The sequence below is a fragment of the Microvirga sp. VF16 genome (assembly GCF_016864375.1).
GTDB lineage: Bacteria > Pseudomonadota > Alphaproteobacteria > Rhizobiales > Beijerinckiaceae > Microvirga.
The window spans coordinates 3225261-3243356 of the sequence record NZ_CP069354.1 but is presented as its reverse complement, the minus strand read 5'-3'; the positions used below and the strand labels follow the sequence as shown (position 1 = coordinate 3243356).

17 protein-coding genes and 2 pseudogenes are annotated in these 18096 nt (G+C 58.4%); 7 read left to right on the top strand and 12 right to left on the bottom strand.

Translation table 11 applies throughout. From position 1 onward, the window contains the following. The first annotated feature begins 26 nt into the window (after positions 1-26). Both JO965_RS15055 and JO965_RS15050 read left to right on the top strand, forming a co-directional pair. Complete coding sequence (locus tag JO965_RS15055) at positions 27-1046, top strand: ABC transporter ATP-binding protein (protein ID WP_203439694.1); 1020 nt, start codon at positions 27-29, stop codon at positions 1044-1046. Between the two features lie 705 nt (positions 1047-1751). Then, positions 1752-2702, top strand: coding sequence for an alpha/beta fold hydrolase (locus tag JO965_RS15050; protein ID WP_203444197.1), 951 nt, complete (start codon positions 1752-1754; stop codon positions 2700-2702). Between the two features lie 298 nt (positions 2703-3000). Here the strand turns inward: JO965_RS15050 and msrA (JO965_RS15045) are convergent, their stop codons facing one another. Together msrA (JO965_RS15045) and JO965_RS15040 are read right to left on the bottom strand one after the other, a co-directional pair. Continuing rightward, the gene (gene msrA, locus JO965_RS15045) at positions 3001-3738 is read right to left on the bottom strand and encodes a peptide-methionine (S)-S-oxide reductase MsrA (protein ID WP_203439693.1); all 738 of its coding nucleotides are present in this window, start codon (positions 3736-3738) and stop codon (positions 3001-3003) included. An 11-nt stretch (positions 3739-3749) separates the two neighbouring features. After that, positions 3750-5519: a cytochrome c biogenesis protein DipZ gene (locus tag JO965_RS15040; RefSeq protein WP_203439692.1), complete on the bottom strand. Its 1770-nt coding sequence runs from the start codon at positions 5517-5519 to the stop codon at positions 3750-3752. Positions 5520-5944: 425 nt separating this feature from the next. On the opposite strand from JO965_RS15040, the gene JO965_RS15035 reads away from it, so the two are divergent. After that, positions 5945-6685 (top strand): response regulator, encoded by a 741-nt coding sequence (locus JO965_RS15035; RefSeq protein WP_203439691.1) that lies wholly within the window; start codon positions 5945-5947, stop codon positions 6683-6685. Beyond that, positions 6682-8001 (top strand): HAMP domain-containing sensor histidine kinase, encoded by a 1320-nt coding sequence (locus tag JO965_RS15030; RefSeq protein WP_203439690.1) that lies wholly within the window; start codon positions 6682-6684, stop codon positions 7999-8001. The genes JO965_RS15035 and JO965_RS15030 overlap by 4 nt, the downstream gene beginning before the upstream one ends. A 108-nt stretch (positions 8002-8109) precedes the next feature. On the opposite strand, the gene JO965_RS15025 is transcribed toward JO965_RS15030, so the two are convergent. Continuing rightward, on the bottom strand, positions 8110-8562 hold the full coding sequence (locus JO965_RS15025; RefSeq protein WP_371826883.1) for a DUF6130 family protein: 453 nt from the start codon (positions 8560-8562) through the stop codon (positions 8110-8112). Positions 8563-9013: 451 nt separating this feature from the next. On the opposite strand from JO965_RS15025, the gene JO965_RS15020 reads away from it, so the two are divergent. Beyond that, positions 9014-9436: a cupin domain-containing protein gene (locus JO965_RS15020; protein WP_203439688.1), complete on the top strand. Its 423-nt coding sequence runs from the start codon at positions 9014-9016 to the stop codon at positions 9434-9436. Positions 9437-9591: 155 nt separating this feature from the next. Here the strand turns inward: JO965_RS15020 and JO965_RS47915 are convergent. Both JO965_RS47915 and JO965_RS15015 read right to left on the bottom strand, forming a co-directional pair. Further along, positions 9592-9897, bottom strand: a pseudogene (locus JO965_RS47915) (DDE-type integrase/transposase/recombinase); the annotation flags it as partial. A gap of 6 nt (positions 9898-9903) precedes the next feature. Then, a pseudogene (locus JO965_RS15015) lies at positions 9904-10849 on the bottom strand (alpha/beta fold hydrolase). A gap of 350 nt (positions 10850-11199) precedes the next feature. On the opposite strand from JO965_RS15015, the gene JO965_RS15010 reads away from it, so the two are divergent. Further along, positions 11200-11616: an organic hydroperoxide resistance protein gene (locus JO965_RS15010; RefSeq protein ID WP_203439687.1), complete on the top strand. Its 417-nt coding sequence runs from the start codon at positions 11200-11202 to the stop codon at positions 11614-11616. Positions 11617-12017: 401 nt separating this feature from the next. Here JO965_RS15010 and JO965_RS15005 read toward each other — a convergent pair whose 3' ends face one another. The 5 genes from JO965_RS15005 to JO965_RS47910 all read right to left on the bottom strand — a co-directional run bounded on the left by JO965_RS15005 (position 12018) and on the right by JO965_RS47910 (position 16037). Continuing rightward, positions 12018-12854, bottom strand: coding sequence for an SDR family oxidoreductase (locus JO965_RS15005; RefSeq protein WP_203439686.1), 837 nt, complete (start codon positions 12852-12854; stop codon positions 12018-12020). 347 nt (positions 12855-13201) lie between these two features. Then, positions 13202-14122, bottom strand: coding sequence for a LysR family transcriptional regulator (locus tag JO965_RS15000; protein WP_203439685.1), 921 nt, complete (start codon positions 14120-14122; stop codon positions 13202-13204). Between the two features lie 495 nt (positions 14123-14617). After that, a complete protein-coding gene (msrA, locus tag JO965_RS14995; RefSeq protein WP_203439684.1) occupies positions 14618-15133 on the bottom strand; it encodes a peptide-methionine (S)-S-oxide reductase MsrA in 516 nt (171 codons plus the stop codon). Next, positions 15130-15564, bottom strand: a complete 435-nt coding sequence (locus JO965_RS14990; protein ID WP_203439683.1) for a hypothetical protein — start codon at positions 15562-15564, stop codon at positions 15130-15132. Before JO965_RS14990 ends, msrA (JO965_RS14995) begins: the two co-directional genes overlap by 4 nt. A 29-nt stretch (positions 15565-15593) precedes the next feature. Beyond that, on the bottom strand, positions 15594-16037 hold the full coding sequence (locus tag JO965_RS47910; RefSeq protein ID WP_246776564.1) for a transglutaminase-like cysteine peptidase: 444 nt from the start codon (positions 16035-16037) through the stop codon (positions 15594-15596). Positions 16038-16529: 492 nt separating this feature from the next. Between JO965_RS47910 and JO965_RS14980 the strand changes: the two genes are divergently transcribed. After that, positions 16530-17150 (top strand): TetR/AcrR family transcriptional regulator, encoded by a 621-nt coding sequence (locus tag JO965_RS14980; RefSeq protein WP_203439681.1) that lies wholly within the window; start codon positions 16530-16532, stop codon positions 17148-17150. A 225-nt stretch (positions 17151-17375) separates the two neighbouring features. Here the strand turns inward: JO965_RS14980 and JO965_RS14975 are convergent, their stop codons facing one another. Together JO965_RS14975 and JO965_RS14970 are read right to left on the bottom strand one after the other, a co-directional pair. Further along, the gene (locus JO965_RS14975) at positions 17376-17624 is read right to left on the bottom strand and encodes a hypothetical protein (RefSeq protein ID WP_203439680.1); all 249 of its coding nucleotides are present in this window, start codon (positions 17622-17624) and stop codon (positions 17376-17378) included. 184 nt (positions 17625-17808) lie between these two features. Continuing rightward, positions 17809-18006 (bottom strand): DUF1127 domain-containing protein, encoded by a 198-nt coding sequence (locus JO965_RS14970; RefSeq protein WP_371826790.1) that lies wholly within the window; start codon positions 18004-18006, stop codon positions 17809-17811. Positions 18007-18096: the final 90 nt, after the last annotated feature.

Here is an 18096-nt window from a genome sequence, read left to right as displayed (position 1 = left end):
ATCCCGGCCGCATATCGGATCTTGCCATGACCAGTCTCTCCCTCAGCAACATCAAGAAGCACTTCGGCCGGACCGAAGTCATTCGCGGCGTCGATCTCTCAGTCGACGAGGGTGAGTTCGTCGTCTTTGTCGGGCCCTCCGGCTGCGGGAAATCCACGCTGCTGCGCATGATCTCGGGCCTGGAGGACATCAGCTCAGGCGTGCTCAAGATCGGGAACCGGATCGTCAACGAGACACCGCCGGCCCGTCGCGGGGTTGCGATGGTGTTCCAGTCGTACGCGCTTTATCCGCATCTCAACGTGCGCGACAATATGGGATTTGGCCTCAAGGTTCGGAAGGTCCCAACCGAAGAGCGGGCCCGCCGCGTCGGGGAGGCTGCCCGAACGCTGAAGCTGGAACCTCTCCTCGACCGCTATCCGCGCGAGCTTTCCGGCGGGCAACGGCAGCGCGTCGCCATCGGCCGCGCCATCGTCGGCAATCCCGAGGTGTTTCTGTTCGACGAACCCTTGTCGAACCTCGATGCGGAGCTGCGCGTCCACATGCGCTCCGAGATCGCTTCGCTGCACAAGCGTCTTGGCAGCACCATGATCTATGTGACGCATGATCAGATCGAGGCTATGACGCTGGCCGACAAGATCGTGGTGCTGCGTGACGGACTCGTGAAGCAGGTCGGCACGCCACGTGAGCTCTACGAGCGGCCTGACAATCTGTTCGTGGCGCAGTTCATCGGCAGTCCGAAAATGAACATCCTTCCGATCGGCTCGGTCGCGAAAGCTTTGCCCGCCCACCCAGACGGTTCGAGCCAGGTCGGCATGCGACCTGAGGACCTCAAGCTGACCGACCCCGGTTCGGGACTCGTCAGCGGGAGAGTGCTCCTCAGCGAGTATACCGGCGCGTCCTCGTTGCTGCACGTGGAACTGCCCGGCGGTGAGGTTTTCCTCGTGGCATACGACGGCCAGGCAGTCGATGCAGATACCGCCGTGGGGCTCACCATCGCGCCGGACCGTTTGCACTTTTTCGACAGTGCCGGCCGACGGGCAAATTAGATTTGCAAGATCGCCTATTTCCCTTGCCGGCTTTATGAGGTGATTTGTCTCGGGTTCCGGCTGCGCCACGCATCTTTTCAGATCTCTCAAAGGTCAGGGTCTGGCGAATCTGGCAGAGGCCTTAGCCTGGAGAGAAGGCATTGCATGCATCCGAGGTTGGGATGTTGGGTCTCAAAGCCAGCGTCACTACGGGCCTCGACTATGCGAGGCAGATCGACGGCCGCTTCATCCATATAATGCCCAGCTTCCATGGCGCGTGATGGGGGACGGTCGACCTATCTTAGGAACTTGGGGGGCTGCGCGACTGCCGAGGCAATTGGGGGCGGCGTTGATTGAACCTATCGGGACGGCGGCGCTAGCCGGTTACATGATGGACGATCCGTTCCTTTTGACACCTTTGTTCCAGATTCGCGACACAAGGCTTGTCTTAGCCCGGTTGATTTAGGCGCATATACGAGCATATGCACATATCCGGGAAGGAGTGCTCAAATGGCTACGGTGCGTGAGTTCCGTCCAGAACACTGCAACGGCCTGTCGCTCCGCCAAGTAACGCGGCATGTCACCCGGTGCTATGACCGGCTCCTTGCTCGTGAACTGTCGGCGCCGTTCCAATCTTCCAGTATTGTCGACATTCAGGGTGGGCTCTTCTCCACCCCGGATGCCACCTCCGGAACCTGGCCGTCTACACCGTTGAGGGATACTGACATGTTCAAGCTGTGGCTGCCCACTTTTTTCACTCTTGCTCTCGGTTCCTCGGTTGCTTGGGGATGCAACGACAATCATCCTGCGCAAGCGCAGAAACTGGACATTGACTACCTAGAAATCAACTCTGATATCACGCTCAGAAGAATGGTGGCGCATAACTCAAGCTCGAAAGGGACCGTACTTCTCCTGCACGGGTTTCCTGAGACGCTGTGTGCCTGGAAAGACATTTCCTTGGCACTTTCCGCTGAATACGAAGTCCATGCCATCGACTGGCCGGGTTACGGGTTTTCATCGAGGCCTTCGGCCGACAGGTTTTCTTACTCGCCAAAAGACTACGCGCGTGTGCTGCGAGAGTATATCAGGAAGGCGAACATCGCTACATCGAGGCTCACGATCTACGCAACAGATATCGGAGCTCTCCCGGCACTTCTTTTGGCTCTGGAAGAACCACAAATTGCGAGGACCATCATTGTTGGCGACTTCGCTCCGTTCAACAGGCCCCAATATATGTACGAGAGTTTGCAAAGTCTGAAGTCGGAACCTTCGGCAGCTAAGACACGCGCCTACATGAACCAGACGAGTGGGGAAATTCTCGAAAACGCCTTCAGGAGAGGTTTGTCAAAAGGAGAGCAGTTTGAAATTTCTGCTGAGTTCAAGAATGACATGTCTCGTGGATGGAGCCATGGCGGCATGACATCCGCGGATGCCTTCTATTACTACTACTCCAACTTCACACGAGACGAAGAGTACTTCGAGGCGAACATAAGCAGACTAACGATCCCGGTGAAAGTGGTTTGGGGCGAGAGGGATATCTATATCAAAAAGGAAATGGGCATCGAGTTCGCTGAAAAGATCAAGACGGATATAAAGCTTCTGCCTGACATTGGGCACTACCCCCACCTGCAAAGTCCGGAGCAAGCCATTGAGGAGATACGCGCCTCGTTTCGATGACCATGCGGTTCCAGTCCCGAGCACAGCGAGATCCTGAGCGGACTGTTTCCGGTTTCTTGATGGACAGCCGGTCGAGCAATCGTTGAGAGCTCGACCAATGTACCAAGCAGCGCGCATGAGCTTCGGGGCGGCAGTCTCGCCCCAGCGGGACTGGACTGGCATGGCGGGGCTCGCCCTCACTATCGACAGCTATCGTGGCCGGAGCGGGATTGATTCAAACCCGCTCCACCCTTCGAAGCAGTAGTCAGCCTGCCTTCACCCACTGGTCCTCATATGAGACATCCTTAAAGCGTTTTCATCATTCGAACCTTCCAGCTGCGAGAACAGGTTGCTCTCTATAGAGGTCGGGAAATAAGCGTTTCAGAGCATCAGTCTTTGGCCGCTCCTGGATCAGGATGTAGGACTGGGTTGGATTGCGGTACATGTAGTCCTGATGATACGGCTCTGCCTCATAGAAGGATTGCCCGGGCTCAATCGTCGTTGCAATCTCTGATCTGAACGATTTGGCTTCATTCAGTTGCTTGATGTAATTGGCCGCGACGTTTGCCTGCTGTTCGTTCACAGGAAAGATCGCAGAGCGATATTGCGGGCCAATGTCCGGCCCTTGACGATCGAGCTGCGTTGGATCGTGGGTTGCGGAAAAGAATATTCGGAGCAGCGTCCCATAGCTGATTTTCTGAGGGTCGAACACGACACGAACCGCTTCAGCGTGGCCTGTCAATCCGGTTTCCGTCTGCTCGTAGCTGGCGGTCTCCGCGCTTCCTCCAGCATATCCGGATGTCGCGCTCACGACGCCTTCGACATGCTGAAATACGCCCTGGATGCCCCAAAAGCAGCCGCCGGCAAGAACGGCTGTCTGTAAGCCATCCTCCTTAGGTAGGTTGATCAGTGAAGCGGGTACCGGTCGCAGAGGCTCTGCGACCGACGGGACCTGGGCAGCAGTCGCCAAGCCGAGAAGACCGAGCATCGCGCCAATCACAACCGCTTTGCTCGATCTCGGGCGAGGCCTGACAGGATGCCAATCATCAATAAACATTGGATTTTCCCCTAGCCGAAAGTGAATACGTAGGCTTCGACGCCGGGATCGAGGAACCGAACTTCGAAGGTGCGCTCACGCACATCCCCTTCCTGACGAACCAGCTGGTAGAGCCGGGTTTCCGAGACAGTCCCGTTGCCGGCGGCATCAATGTCCGCTCCATGGTTCATCCCCGGGGCTTTGCCGTCGACGGTTACCTGGAACCGCACCGGTTTGCCGTCCGCGCCGGGACCGAGAACGAGATGCAAGTCCCTTGCGCGGAACTTGTAGGAAATCGCCCCTCCGGACCGATTGAGAACAGCCTGCTCGGCTTCAACCGTCCAGTTCCCGGCCAGGCTCCATTCATTGAGCCGCAACTGCCCGGCGGTATAATTCTGCGCCTGACCGCCAGCAATCTGTTCAGGCGAACCGAAGTTCGCCGCTCTTAAGTAGCCAAGATAGGTCTCACCGGAGCGAACCGTTGCGAAATCGGCGGCGGCCTGAGCACCCTGTCCATCTGGCGTTACAAAGCCGCCGTCGGCTCTCCGGTCATCTGCTGCTTCCGCCAGCAGTTCCTGGATGATCTGCTCTGAACGCTGGTAGTCACCCTCACCGAAGTAATGATGCCTGATTTGGCCCTCCGCATCGATGAAGTAGTGAGCAGGCCAATAGTTGTTCCGGAAGGCGCGCCAGATCTTGAAGTCGTTATCGACCGCGACCGGGTAGGTAATCGCAAAGTTCTGGATCGCGCGTTCCACGTTGTGAATCCGCTTTTCGAACGCGAACTCGGGCGCATGCACGCCGATCACGACAAGACCTTGCTCCTTGTATTTCTCGGCCCAGGCCCGCACGTAAGGGATCGTGCGAATGCAGTTGATGCAGGAGTAGGTCCAGAAGTCGACGAGGACGACCTTGCCACGCAGTCGCTCAGCCGTCAGCGGCTCAGAGGTCACCCACTTCACGGCGCCATCAAGGGAGGGAAACTTGCCCTCGATCGGCAGGCTGCTGCGATAGCCCGGTCGGGCATCGTTTGCAGCCAGCCTCATGCTGGGGCCTAGGGAACTCGTCGAAGCTGTGTCGGCGTTATCATGAACCCGATCCAGTACAGATTGTTCGATCCCGGCAGTGCTCGCATAAGACAGGCGCGTCAGAAGACCGGTGTCGAGGCCGCGAGTGATAGTCGCAACGCCCGCGAGAACGGCGACACCTAAGCCCTGTCGAATGCGATGGCTGAGGCCGAGGGAGCGCTTCATGCCGGCAAATACTTTGCCGCCCGCAACGACCGTCAGAGCCAGGGATGTCGCCGCGCCAGCGGCGTAGGCCACCAACAGCAAAGATGTCTGCGGATTGATACCCCGGAGGGCGGCACCCGTCAGGACCAACCCCAGGATCGGACCAGCGCAGGGCGCCCAAAGAAGGCCAATCGCTGCGCCGAGCAGAAGCGATCCACCAACACTCGGCTTTTCCGTGGCCGGTGTACCAGACAACCGGCTGCCGAGGGCGACCACGGGCCAGGTCAGGAAGGTCGCAGCGCGTGAGGAGATGAGGGTCACGCCGAACACGCCCAGCAGCGCAATGGCGGCAGAACGCCCGATCTCGTTCGCGTGCACCGCCCAGCTTCCGCCCACGGCCGCGAGCGTCGCAACCGCGGCGAAGGTGACCGCCATGCCGCCCAGCATCGGCAGCACGCTGCGGGCAAAAGGCTGGCCTGCTCGCGAAAAGACGAACGGTAGGATCGGGAGAATGCAGGGACTGACGATTGTCAGAACACCCGCTAGATAAGAAGCGACAAACAGGGTCATGGCTGGTCCTCTCAGGCCCGACCCATACAGAACGGGGGGTGGGCCGGGGTTGAACTCGCTTCACAACTGAACAGCGCAAAGTATCCTGAGTGTTTCCTGGAGGGACAGAATTGTAACGAAGTGTAGGGGCAGCGGCCGGGGCAGGGGCGACACGGAAATCAACAAAGGGCAAGGTTTCGTGGTTGCCTCCTTCGGCCTTGGTCATAAAGATTACGATTGAAGATTAATGCCATAGGATGGACGCTGAGTTAGTCCACGCCGAGGCTGCGTTGATAGGTGGATAGCACAGCACAGACGGGAATTTTGTCAGGCTGTGTATCGGTCGTCGGGAATGTTACAGATCGATACAAATCTCCCAAAGGAGGTGGGGTTTCCCCATCGGCCGAACTGTTAAACTGGAGCAGACACAATCCGGGGCGATAGGTATGGAGCATACAGACCACATCCTGATCGTGGATGACGATCGAGAGATCCGGGAACTCGTTTCCAACTACCTGAAGAAGAATGGGCTGCGTGTCACTGTCGCTGCGGACGGGCGGCAAATGCGGTCATTTCTCGAGGCCAACCGGGTCGACCTCATTGTTTTGGATGTGATGATGCCGGGCGACGACGGGCTCGTGCTTTGCCGTGAACTGCGAGCAGGCAAGCACAAATCCACGCCGATCCTGATGCTGACCGCACGAAGCGATGAGACCGATAAGATCATCGGTCTGGAGATGGGTGCCGATGATTACCTTGTAAAGCCTTTTGCTGCCCGCGAGCTGCTTGCCAGGATCAAAGCGGTCCTGCGCCGCACACGCATGATGCCGCCGAATCTTCAGGTGACGGAGGTTGGGCAATTACTCACCTTCGGAGCGTGGCAACTCGATACAACAATGCGGCATCTCCTTGACAAGGATGGAACGGCTGTCGCGTTGAGCGGCGCCGAATACCGCCTGCTCCGTGTCTTCTTGGACCATCCGCAACGGGTCCTCTCGCGGGATCAACTGCTCAATTTAACCCAAGGACGGGAAGCCGAATTGTTCGACCGCTCGATAGACCTGCTCGTCAGCCGGCTGCGACAACGCCTTCGCGACGATGCACGGGAGCCAGCCTATATCAAGACCGTCCGCAGCGAGGGCTATGTCCTCGCGATGTCGGTTGAGATTACCATGGCACGGCAATGAACATAATCGGCTGGTTTCAACGGTTCTTCCCCTTCCCGCGAACCCTGCGGTGGCGGCTCTTTGTCATCCTCTTTGCCGGGCTGGCAGCCGCGCACGCCCTTTCCTTCGGCGTCTTGTTCCTCGAGCGCTACATGACCGCCAAAACCATGATGCTCGGTAACCTGGAGAAAGATGTCGGCACCTCGATTGCCCTGCTTGAGCGCCTCCCCGCAAACGAACGCCAGCAATGGGTCGCCATGCTGGAACGGGGGAACTACCGATATGAACTCGGTCCCGGTCTCCACGGCGTACCCGAACTCAGCCGCCTGGGTGTCGAGATTGCCGAAACCATCCGTGAGGCAGCGGGACATCGCTTTCCGGTCACAGTTGAAGCCATTCCCGGCAGCCCGCAACGTTTGCAGGCCCATGTGACGCTCAGCGACGGTGCACAAGTCACGATCGATCTAAGGCCAAAGGTCATGCCTCTCGCGGTCTGGCTTCCCTATGTTCTGATTGCACAACTTCTGCTTCTCATTCTTTGCACCTGGTTTGCAGTGCGTTTGGCGATCAGGCCGCTTCTTCGGCTCGCCAATGCAGCCGAAGCATTGGATCCGAGCAGGAAGGCGGTTCGTCTGGAGGAGACAGGGCCGACCGAGGTCGCCTATGCTGCGACGGCATTCAACGCCATGCGGGATCGGATCGCATACTATCTGGAGGAGCGCGTGCAGATTCTCGCCGCTATCTCCCACGATCTTCAGACTCCTATCACTCGTATGAAACTTCGTGCCGAGATGGCGGAAGACAGTCCAGATAAGGAAAAGTTGATCAACGATCTCTCTGAAATAGAGAGGCTTGTTCGCGAGGGTGTGACCTATGCCAGAACCGCGTACGGCAATGTCGAGAAGTCGGCGCGTATCGATATCAGCTCTTTCGTCGAGAGCATCGTATTCGACTATCAGGATACCGGAAAGGCGGTGACATCTCCCAGGATAATCGATGCCGTTGTTGTGACACGACCACATGCGCTCAGGCGCATCCTTACAAATCTCATCGATAATGCTCTGAAATTTGCCGGGGAAGCTGAAGTTAATGTCAGGAAAACGCCCGAAGGGCGAATCTGTATCACCGTGCTCGATAACGGGCCAGGCATCCCCGATGGCCAACTTGAGGCTGTTCTGCAGCCATTCTATCGTCTTGAACAGTCCCGCAACCGCAATACAGGTGGAACTGGTCTTGGCCTAGCCATCGCTCACCAGTTGGCACTGGCAATTGGCGGATCGCTTAATCTCAAGAACAGGTCCGAAGGGGGGCTGGCTGCCGAGATAGTCCTTGGGTGACCTTACCCTTGTGTAGCCAGCACGCTCGGCCATGAAAAGAGGCGGTCTAGAAGCCACTCCGAAAGTGGAGTTAGCCGCTCCGGCTCTTGTGCAGAGCTTTCGCAACCTTCAATGTGGGTGAGATCCAGCCTCTGGTACGGTGAATGTCACCGTCTGCCCGGTAAAGACGTGGTGTTCGGGGCTGGCCAACTCAAGTTTCACCTTGTGGTGGCCCGGCGGTAATCCCACCACCACGATTGTATTGGTCCCACTTCCGGTGTCTGCCCAGCGCCAAGGCGCATCGTCAACCGTGACGTGGAGATGCCCGACCCGTGGAGAGACGTTGCTGGCAGCCGCTCCGAACACCGGCAGGATGCGGAAGTTCTCCGTCCGGTACGGGATGAGAACAGCGCCTCGGGCCAGCGGTCCCGGAAGCGGAAGATCTACGATCAGCTTGGGTGCCGGCTCGTCCTTGATGGGGAAGAACGGCGGGGGATTGCTGACCTCCCCGGCGCCCTGGGCGAGGGCGCTCGTGGTGAGAACGATAGCCGCCGCGGCTGCAGCGAGCATCTTGATGAGCATGGTCAATACAGTCTCCTTAAATTTATTAGAGAAATTTTTGTTCTTCATAGTAGTTTCACGCACCTTTGATCATCGATTTGCTATGGTGAGTCTGACGCGCGCTCGTATCTCGAATGTGTTCAGATAGACGCAAACTGTATCACCATGTAGGAGTCAGGCGGCCTCCCCTCATACGGCAAGCGGCACTGAGCAGAGATGCAGCGCCACGTTGGCGGACTGTATGCGCAACCTCCCGCATTTAGTCCGGTTTGCTTACGGTACAGAGTGCTCCAACGCTTGAGAACTACATCGGCTTTCAACTCTGTCGGGTTATGACAGAGAGGGGATGCTTTGGTACGCCCCTGTGTCCCACCGGAGTGCAAACGCATGGGAATACAAATCAGCAATCGTTCGAAACATCATGGATACAAGTGCCATCTTCAATGGATCTGAACGACACAAGGATATTCACATGAAGACGACTCGAATTATTGCAGCAGCGGTGCTGTTCGTCGGAGGCGGGTTGACGCTGCAGTTGGCGCAGGCACAGCAGCCTGGACTTCAGACGGTGCGACCTTCAGGCATCGGGCGCACCGAAGTCATACGGCACGATCTTGGTCAGCCCGGACGCGAGGTTATCCAGGTGCGCGTCGACATCGCCCCGGGAGCGGCGTTCGGCATGCACACGCATCCGGGTGAAGAGGTCGCCTATGTCCTTGAGGGCGCGCTGGAGTATCAGTTCGAGGACAAGCCGCCAATCACGCTTAAGGCTGGCGACTCCCTGTTCATTCCGGCCGGAACGCCCCATGCGGCGAGGAATGTCGGCAGCAGCCATGCAGCAGAGCTCGCTACGTACTTAGTCGAGAAAGAAAAACCGCTCGTGGTCGTCAAGTGAGCGATACGATCCCCATCCGGCCCGAGCCGCGGCTTGTTGAGAAACGACCGGGGCTAATGCCTCTCGTCGTCCACGGATGGTTCCTGACATCGTTGCCAGGCTCTGGCGCAAATCCTGGCCGGGATTGAAGGAATGGAGACGATCGTCGCTTCCCTTCAAGCGGCGAGTAACTCGAACTGCTCCGGAAGCGGCAGGTTCGAATGGAACGCATGCTTCGCCTGTCCTTTATGCAGCATGTGGATCATTTCAACCCCACCTAAGATGGCCGATAGCGTTCCACCGACTTTACCCGAGCATAGGTCAAACTCGGTGCTTGATGGCGCGGTGGTCCTGCTCGATCCGATTGTTTAAATAGTGGCTCTGCTGGATCCGGATCCGCCTCTGCTTATGTCTCGATCTGTCCTGGAGCCGGTCTGCCGTATCCAGGACGGGATCGCTTCGTAACTGGTCCGGCGGCCGTCCGCGTGTCAGGCGCGATCAACATCCACTACCGCCTGAGCGAAGGCCTGCGGTGCTTCTTGCGGCAGGTTGTGGCCAATCCCGCCGGTGATCAGCCGATGTTCGTATTTGCCGGAGAATTTCTTGGCATAAACCGCCGGGTCCGGATGGGGTGCGCCATTGGCATCCCCTTCGAGCGTTATCGTCGGGATGTTGATCACCGGAAATTGAGCGAGCCGCATTTCCAGATGATCATATTGGCGCTCACCGTCGGCCAGCCCGAGCCGCCAGCGGTAATTGTGGATCGCGATCGCGACATGATCCGGATTCTCGAGTGCCGCGGCGCTGCGATTGAACGTGACGTCGTCGAAGTTCCACTTCGGTGAGGCAAGCTCCCAGATCAGCTTGGCGAAGTCGCGCCGGTACTTTTCGTATCCGGCGCGGCCGCGTTCCGTCGCGAAGTAGTACTGATACCACCATTGCAGCTCAGCCTTGGGCGGCAAGGGTATCTTGTTGACTTCGATACTGCCGATCAGATAACCGCTCACCGAGACCATGGCCTTGCACCGGTCCGGCCAGAGAGCCGCCAGGATGTTGGCGGTCCGTGCGCCCCAGTCGCAGCCCGCGATGATGGCTTTCTCGATCCTAAGGGCATCCATCAAGGCGATGATATCGACGGCGAGTGCCGATTGTTGGCCGTTCCTGAGTGTGTCGTCCGACAGAAAGCGCGTGGTGCCGTACCCACGCAAATAGGGAACGATTACCCGATAACCCGCGCTGGCGAGCAGCGGCGCCACATCCACATACGTATGGATGTCGTAAGGCCAGCCGTGCAGAAGGATCACTGGAGCGCCATCGATCGGACCGGCTTCATTGAGCTTGCGCGCCCCCCATAAATCCGAGTTTCGTAGCCGCGATGGTCAATGTTCCCGCACCCACAACGTACCGCCGCAGATGATTGATTTCCTCTGTCATCGATTTCTCTCCCGCTGAGTGAACCTGAGCGACAGAAGCTGACGTCAATGTGTCTCCACTGTGTTCCCCTAGCCGGAGTTTTGAGCAATCATGTACTAACGGTCCGGTTAGATACACCGAGATACAGATATGATCCTTCCGGTTTCGCTTGTCCGAGCATATCGAAGGGCGCCAATTTTCATTGGCGCCATTAGCGATACAGGAGTTTTTGTAAGATTTTGTATCAGGTCCCCTGAAAACGACGCTGTCTTACATTTCCGGTCGATCTGAAAACATGCCGGATACTTGGGCCGGACATTTATCGGCTCCACTGAAGACACGACCATCAGCGTCACAAAGGAGCCTACACCATGACGAAAATTGAGAAGGTGCTCTATACAGGAAAGACCCGTACGTCCGGCGGCCGCGACGGTGCGTCTCGCAGCGACGACGGCCGTCTTGATGTCAAGCTGTCCCATTTCGGGAGTACGGGAAGCGGTACCAATCCGGAGCAGCTCTTTGCTGCCGGGTGGTCGGCCTGCTTTCTCAGCGCGATTGGCATCGCGGCCGGCAAGCGGAAGATCGCTCTTCCCGAGGATCACGCGGTCTATGCAGAGGTCGACGTCGGACACACAGGTGACGCCTATTTTCTCCAAGCTCGTCTCAACGTGAGTCTGCCGGGCATCGATGCTGCAACTGCGCAGGTGCTCGTCGATGAAGCACACCAGACGTGTCCTTATTCCAAGGCCACGCGCGGGAACATCGATGTTGCGATCGCGCTTGTCTAAGTGATTTCACCTCTGGGGGCCGCCAAGAGCTGGCCCCGGAGGTAGTGTCCCGCCGCTGAGTAACATCACTTCACCCTGAATGAATCGGACTGAGTGACGGCGGGCGGCGGCGTTGATACGTGAAAGGTTGGCCCGGCCTTTGGCCACGTTCGAGGCTTGAGCGGAAATCCGCCGAGTTGCCCGTTGTGCCGACCGGAGCGACACCACACATGGTGACGGCACGCCGAGAAAGCCACCGATGCAGGCTGCGCGAGCGCCGCACGCATCGGTGGCTTTCTTATTTTATCTATCAGCAGAGCCGTGAGATGACTGATCCAGTCGTCCGGTCGGTTCTCAGATCAATCAGAAATGGAAAAAGGCGGTTTCCAGCGCATCGAGTACATAATCATGCCAAAACTCCATCAATAGTGAGCAGATTCCAGGGAGCTGCGGTCTGCGTCTTCGGCCACAGCATTGTACCGGCTGGCTGGCTTCGCGCGCGAGAGCTTGCCGGCCATTGCCTGACGGGCCGCGTCGTAGGCGTCCCACTCGGACTTGTCCTCGAGCGAGGGAATGGTGACGGTTTCTCCCTGGTCCAGGCCGGCCAGCGCGGCGTCGACCAAGTCCTGCGCCGACATGACGATCTCCGCAGGGAGATTGTTCACCGGCAGCCCGGCGATGTCCCAGAACTCGGTCGCCGTGGCGCCAGGCAGGACTGCCTGGATCCGTACGCCCTTGTCAGACAGTTCGTGCTGGAGGGACTGGCTGAAGGCCAGCACGAAGGCCTTGGAGGCACCATAGACACCATTCAGCGTTTCCGGCGAGATGGCGACGATTGAGGCGATGTTGATGATCGTGCCGCCACCGCGCGCCACAAAGGCCGGGGCGGCCGCGTAGGTCAGGCGGGTCAGCGCCAGAACGTTCAGCCGGATCATCCGGTCCATCGCGTCAACATCGGAGGCCAGCAGCGGAGCCGCCCCGCCGATGCCGGCATTGTTCACGAGCATCGCAATCGCGCTGTTCGTCCGCAGGACCATCTCGACCCGACTCAGATCGGCGTCGTCATTCAGATCAGCAGGCAGGATCTCGACCGAGCGGCCGGTCTCGTCCCGCAGCCGGGTCGCAAGCGCCTCAAGGCGGCTCTGGTTGCGCGCCACGAGGATCAGATCGTAGCCGCGCCGGGCCAGGCGATCGGCATAGATGGCGCCGATACCTGACGAGGCACCTGTAATGATGGCAACTTTTCTATCGATGCTCATGGTAGAGATCCTTCGTCCTTGCTGAGGGTGGTGCTGCCCGTCGGGCCACACAGCGTCCTTGAATGCAAGATTAGCCTCGTCCGATGCGGGTGCGAATAGACGCTGATCGGGAGACACTCTTTCATTGCGCGATAGAATGCGGGCAGGTGAGGGCGTTTGACTGCGAATTGTTGCTCGCGAATTGTCGACCGATCCTGCCATCAGTCTCTATGGGGGACTTGAGCTTGGCCGCAAATTGATACGCCGTATCCGATGGGGAAGCAGTTGTCGCTGGCCAGCATTTACGGTGTGGCAGGGCTGCACGCGGAAACCCGAATTATCTCAGCGTCAGGTAAGCCGTCGCGCGGCTACCCGGTGAGGCGGCTCGCAAGGGCGAAGTGGCTTCGCAGCCGAGGGAGAGCCAGATCGACGAACGCGCGTACTTTCGGCACCGAGAGACGTCCCTGTGGCACAATCAGATGCAGAGGCAAAGGTGGGTGTTCATGATCCTTGAGGACGACTTCCAATGCTCCTTCATGAATCTGCTGGGCGATATGGTACGAGAAAATACGCGTCACACCACGACCGTTGACAGCAGCGACTATGGCTCCCCGGATACTGTTGACAATGAGCCGGGGTGTGAAATGCACCGTGCGGGTTATAGAAGATCCCTTGAGCGGCGGAAAGCTCCACGAGTCGAGGCCAAAGCCTGTGAAGGCAATGATCTGATGCTTTGCAAGATCTGTCGGCTCCACAATCCGCGGATTCTGCGTGAGATAGCGCGGTGCCGCCGCTACAACACTCCGAATTTCGCCGACCCGCGTCGCAATCAGACTCGAGTCAGCAAGATGCCCGATGCGCAGGGCAACATCGATTCCTTCGTCAATGAGATTCACCGACCGATCCAGCAGGTACAGACGCACCGACACGGCCGGATAGGCATCCATGAAGGCATCGAGGATCGGGCCCAACACGGTCTCACCGATGAAGACCGGCGCGGTCACGGCAAGAGTCCCACGCGGTACCGAGCGCTCACCGGCCGCCATGATGTCGGCTTCATCGAGATCGATGAGCACGCGCCGGCAGGCGGCAGCGTAGCGTTCCCCCGCTTCGCTGAGCTTGATCGATCGCGTCGTCCGGTGCAGGAGTTCCGTGCCGACATGCTCCTCCAGAAAGGCGATGGCCCGGCTCACTGCGGCCGGCGAGCGGTGGAGCTTGCGACTGGCGCCAGCAAGGCTGCCCTCATCAAGCGCCGCCACAAAGACTTTCATGGCGTCGAGGCGGTCCACAGCGTCGCCCCCTTATTCTTCCGACTAGAGGAGTAATAGCCGCCAAATCATAGACATTCTCTCGCATGGCAGCAATTCCTATGCTCCTGTTTGCAGAAGCTCGGCCGTGCGGCAGGACCAGCCTTGAGTTGGATCGCCATGGCTAACTTCAATATGATTAGGTCCCATGCCAGCGATCCTTGCTGTATCCGCAGGGACCGGGCCTGCAAGGTATTCGCGGGTATCGTCATTTGCTTCGTGCCTATTGACGTCTAGTCAGCGACTGTCTCGATGTTGCGGGAGTTGCCGAGCCTTGCGAAAATCGCGGATGGTGATCGTTTCTGATGATCTGCATTGCCGTTTCACGCCCAAAGATTGGTGCTTCGTGAAGAGCTCATTCAGCGGATGCGGGTGTCGACCGCTCATCGCTCCAGCCATACAAAGGGCCCGGATTGCTCCGGGCCCTATTGTTTATTGAGGTCTCCTGGATGGGGCCGACGCTCAATGCTCGCAATGCTAAGCAGCAGAGCTGCGGCGCGGCAGCTTCCAGCCAGGGCGGACGAAGTGGCAGGTGTAGCCGCCCGGATAGCGCTCGAGATAATCCTGATGTTCCGGCTCCGCCTCCCAGAAGTCGCCCGCGGGAGCGACCTCGGTAACGACCTTGCCAGGCCACAGGCCTGAAGCATCTACATCGGCGATCGTGTCCTCGGCCACCTGTCGCTGCTTGTCCGAGGTGTAGAAGATCGCCGAACGGTAGCTCAGACCAAGGTCATTCCCCTGCCGGTTCTTCGTGCTGGGGTCATGAATCTGGAAGAAGAATTCCAGTAGGTCGCGGAAGCTCGTTTTCTCGGGATCGAAGATGATCTCGATAGCCTCGGCATGCGTGCCGTGGTTGCGATAGGTTGCGTTCGGCACGTCTCCACCAGAGTACCCGACGCGGGTGGAGACGACACCGGGGAGGCGGCGGATGAGATCCTGCATGCCCCAGAAGCATCCTCCGGCCAGAATGGCTCGCTCAGTCATACCAGTCATAGGCTTTCTCCTTTCTCTGCAAAAAGCTTGCGAAACTCGCCATAACCCTCGCTCTTTATATCATTGTAATGAATAGACCGCAGCGAAGCTGAGTTGATGCCATCGCGCAGTCTCACTAACCTCAGGCGGGCCATCGGGATATACCTGTCCCGGATTGCTGACGTCTGGGGGCTGTCATGGTATTCGTCAGCCAGAACCCATCCGTCCATCGGGCCCAACAGATTGGCCCGGGTATAGAGCCAGTCGACCAGATGATCCCAGTCACGCAGGAAGTAAAAGGCACTTTCGCCGGTGTCGGCGGTCAGGATGCGCGTACGGCTTCCGTGCAGTAACCGTGGCATGTGGGTCGCTTTAGCTCGCAAGACCGAGAACAGCTCCGTGCTCGATTCAACGATATCGAAAGCGCCAGAGATTAGCGTTGCAGAATTCATTGGATCACCTGCCGCCCTTGGCACCTTGATTACCGGCTCGCCGTTGACGTGACGACGGCCTGGTTGCTCAGCCAGATCCAGGCGTGAGTGCGGTCACCCTCGCTCTTGATGTACACGTAGCCGGTCTGATGCCATGGCAGGACGGCATCTCGCTTGTTGTCGAGGATAAAGTCACCTTGGTCGGTCCGGATAGCCATGACGGCATGGCCTGCGCCCAGCTCATCGAGTACCACAACCATGCGAAGGGCCCGCCGCGGCAATCCCGCCTCGACCAGCCGCCGCCGCTTGAGGATCTGATAGTCCTCACAATCTCCATAGCCATCGTCCGGGTAGTCCCAACGGTCAATCACACCCCAGTGGTTGATGTCTTCTTGCGGCGACACGGCGGTGTTGACTTTCTTGTTGATCGTGATGATCAAGTTCCACACACGTTCATCGAGCTCGATTGTGGCAGGCTCGGAGGGATTGATCATACACTCGCCCGGACTCCGTTCGCAGAACTCTCTCCAAGCATCTGTTGGCTGAGCGCTCCCGTCTGCTGTCGGAATCCAGACCGCATTGAGCTGATGGAGTTCGCCTGCACTGGCACGTGGGACACCGACGAGCGCGAAAAGCAGAAGGAGGCTGATCGCAACCGTCCGCAGGAACCACGCCAAGTTTCCACGGGAGGCGGTGTCAATTTCGGCGACAGGGTAACACGCGCACGTCCGTTTAGTTGTCCAGGGCATATTGGCCCTCCTGGTCGATCCGGGTCAGGCAGGACGCCCTGCCAGTCCAAAAATAGATACAGATCTGTATCTATTGCAGATAAAATATACCGATCTGTATCTAATGGGAAGACGTCACGAAGAGCAGAATTGCCAATCCGCCTTTGCGAAAATGCGGGCCTCGCCTTGGAATCTCTTGCTTCTGAGGTGGTTTTGATTAGATAAAGATACAGATCTGTAACGTATTCTGAGAGTCTGATGCGTCGTTCAGAGATTCGAGATCATCTGCTCGAGACCGCACTCCGGCTGTTCAACCAGCACGGTTACCACGCCACGGGTATCGACCTGATCATCGCAGAGGCGGGGATCGCCAAGACGACGCTGTACCGACACTTCGAAACCAAAGAGGATTTGATCCTGGCCGCTCTGGAGCGTCGTGACGAGCAGGAGCGCGACGCCATGCGGGCCTTTGTCGAGCAGCGTGCGACGGATCCGGTCGAGCGTCTGTTCGCGACATTCGATTTCCTCGAAACCTGGTTCCGTGACGAGCGATTCCGCGGCTGCATTTTCGTGAGCGCCGCAGGGGAGCATAAGGACACCGGCAATCCCGTGTTTCGTGCAGCCGTACTGCACAAACGCCTGGCGCTGGCGTATTTTGAGGAGCTCGCCTATGCGGCGCGGTTTGCCGAGCCGAAGCGAATTGCGGCCGAGATAAATCTGCTGCACGAGGGCGCGACCGCCGTCGCACAGATGACCCGCAGCATCGAGCCTGCCCGGCAGGCCAAACGCATAGCAATCCGGTTGCTTGCGGGGGAGGGGCCGTCCACCGAGCAAGCTGCGCCTGTATCGTCAGGCCGGAGAGGGAATCCCAGTCGGTGAGCACAGATGTCCTGAGGTTCGTCTGTGATCAGATCATGGGATCCGGCACCGGTCTGTCACTGGAGGCAGCCGCTCCGGTTTGAAGGAGGTCAAATTCTCCGCTCGGCCTTGGGTGCGACTTGGTGGCGAATCTCGCCGTTCTCGACATGGCCGCGGATCTGGACTGCACTGGACCGTGCTTTGGCCCGCGGTGCGGCTCCGCACGAGCCTGCGCGAATTCCGGAGCTAACGGGCTGATGCCGGCGCCGTGTATCTGGTTGCGGGCGGCCGAAGCCGATCTTGGGTCTGGCGCAGCGCCTCGAAGGCTTCCTTGTTGGCACGACCTGCCGCAATGGCATGCTCCCAGCGGCCATCCCGCTGCATGGCCTCAACCTCCAGCCGGACACGATCGCGATCCGTGCTGCCACCCATTTCCGCCCGGGCCATGCTCGGGAGAACAAGAAGGGGCAGGATCATAAGGAGCTTTATCGACATGTTTCTCTCCATGGCGCCGGCGCATAGCTGATGCTTGAAGGATGTTGCAATCGGTTCTCGCCGATCGAGACTGAGTCGATCTCGCGGCTTGGGTTCCTCGTCCCCTCCGCGCGTAGCCATCCCGCGAGCGGATTTGCGTGCAGCACCTTCGATACTTCTCGGTCTCGTTCACCGAGCCGAGGATCTATACGGCGGTATCGATTTCGTAGCGGGAGATGCCGATGTCATCCAGTTCGCGATCGGAGAGATGGGACAGCTCTCGAATGGACGCGCGAAACCGCCAGTAGGCACGGATCCTGGAAAGAAGAAAAGCGATGAACAAGAGGAATCCTCGATTTGAAGACGAAGCAATGGCGTCTCGTGACGGCGGCGATCCTGCCACCGGGCTGGGCTACAAAACAGGTCTAAGATTGAGTGAAAGAACTGCACCATTGATCACTCGATCGGATCAGCATACCCGACCCTATTCCCG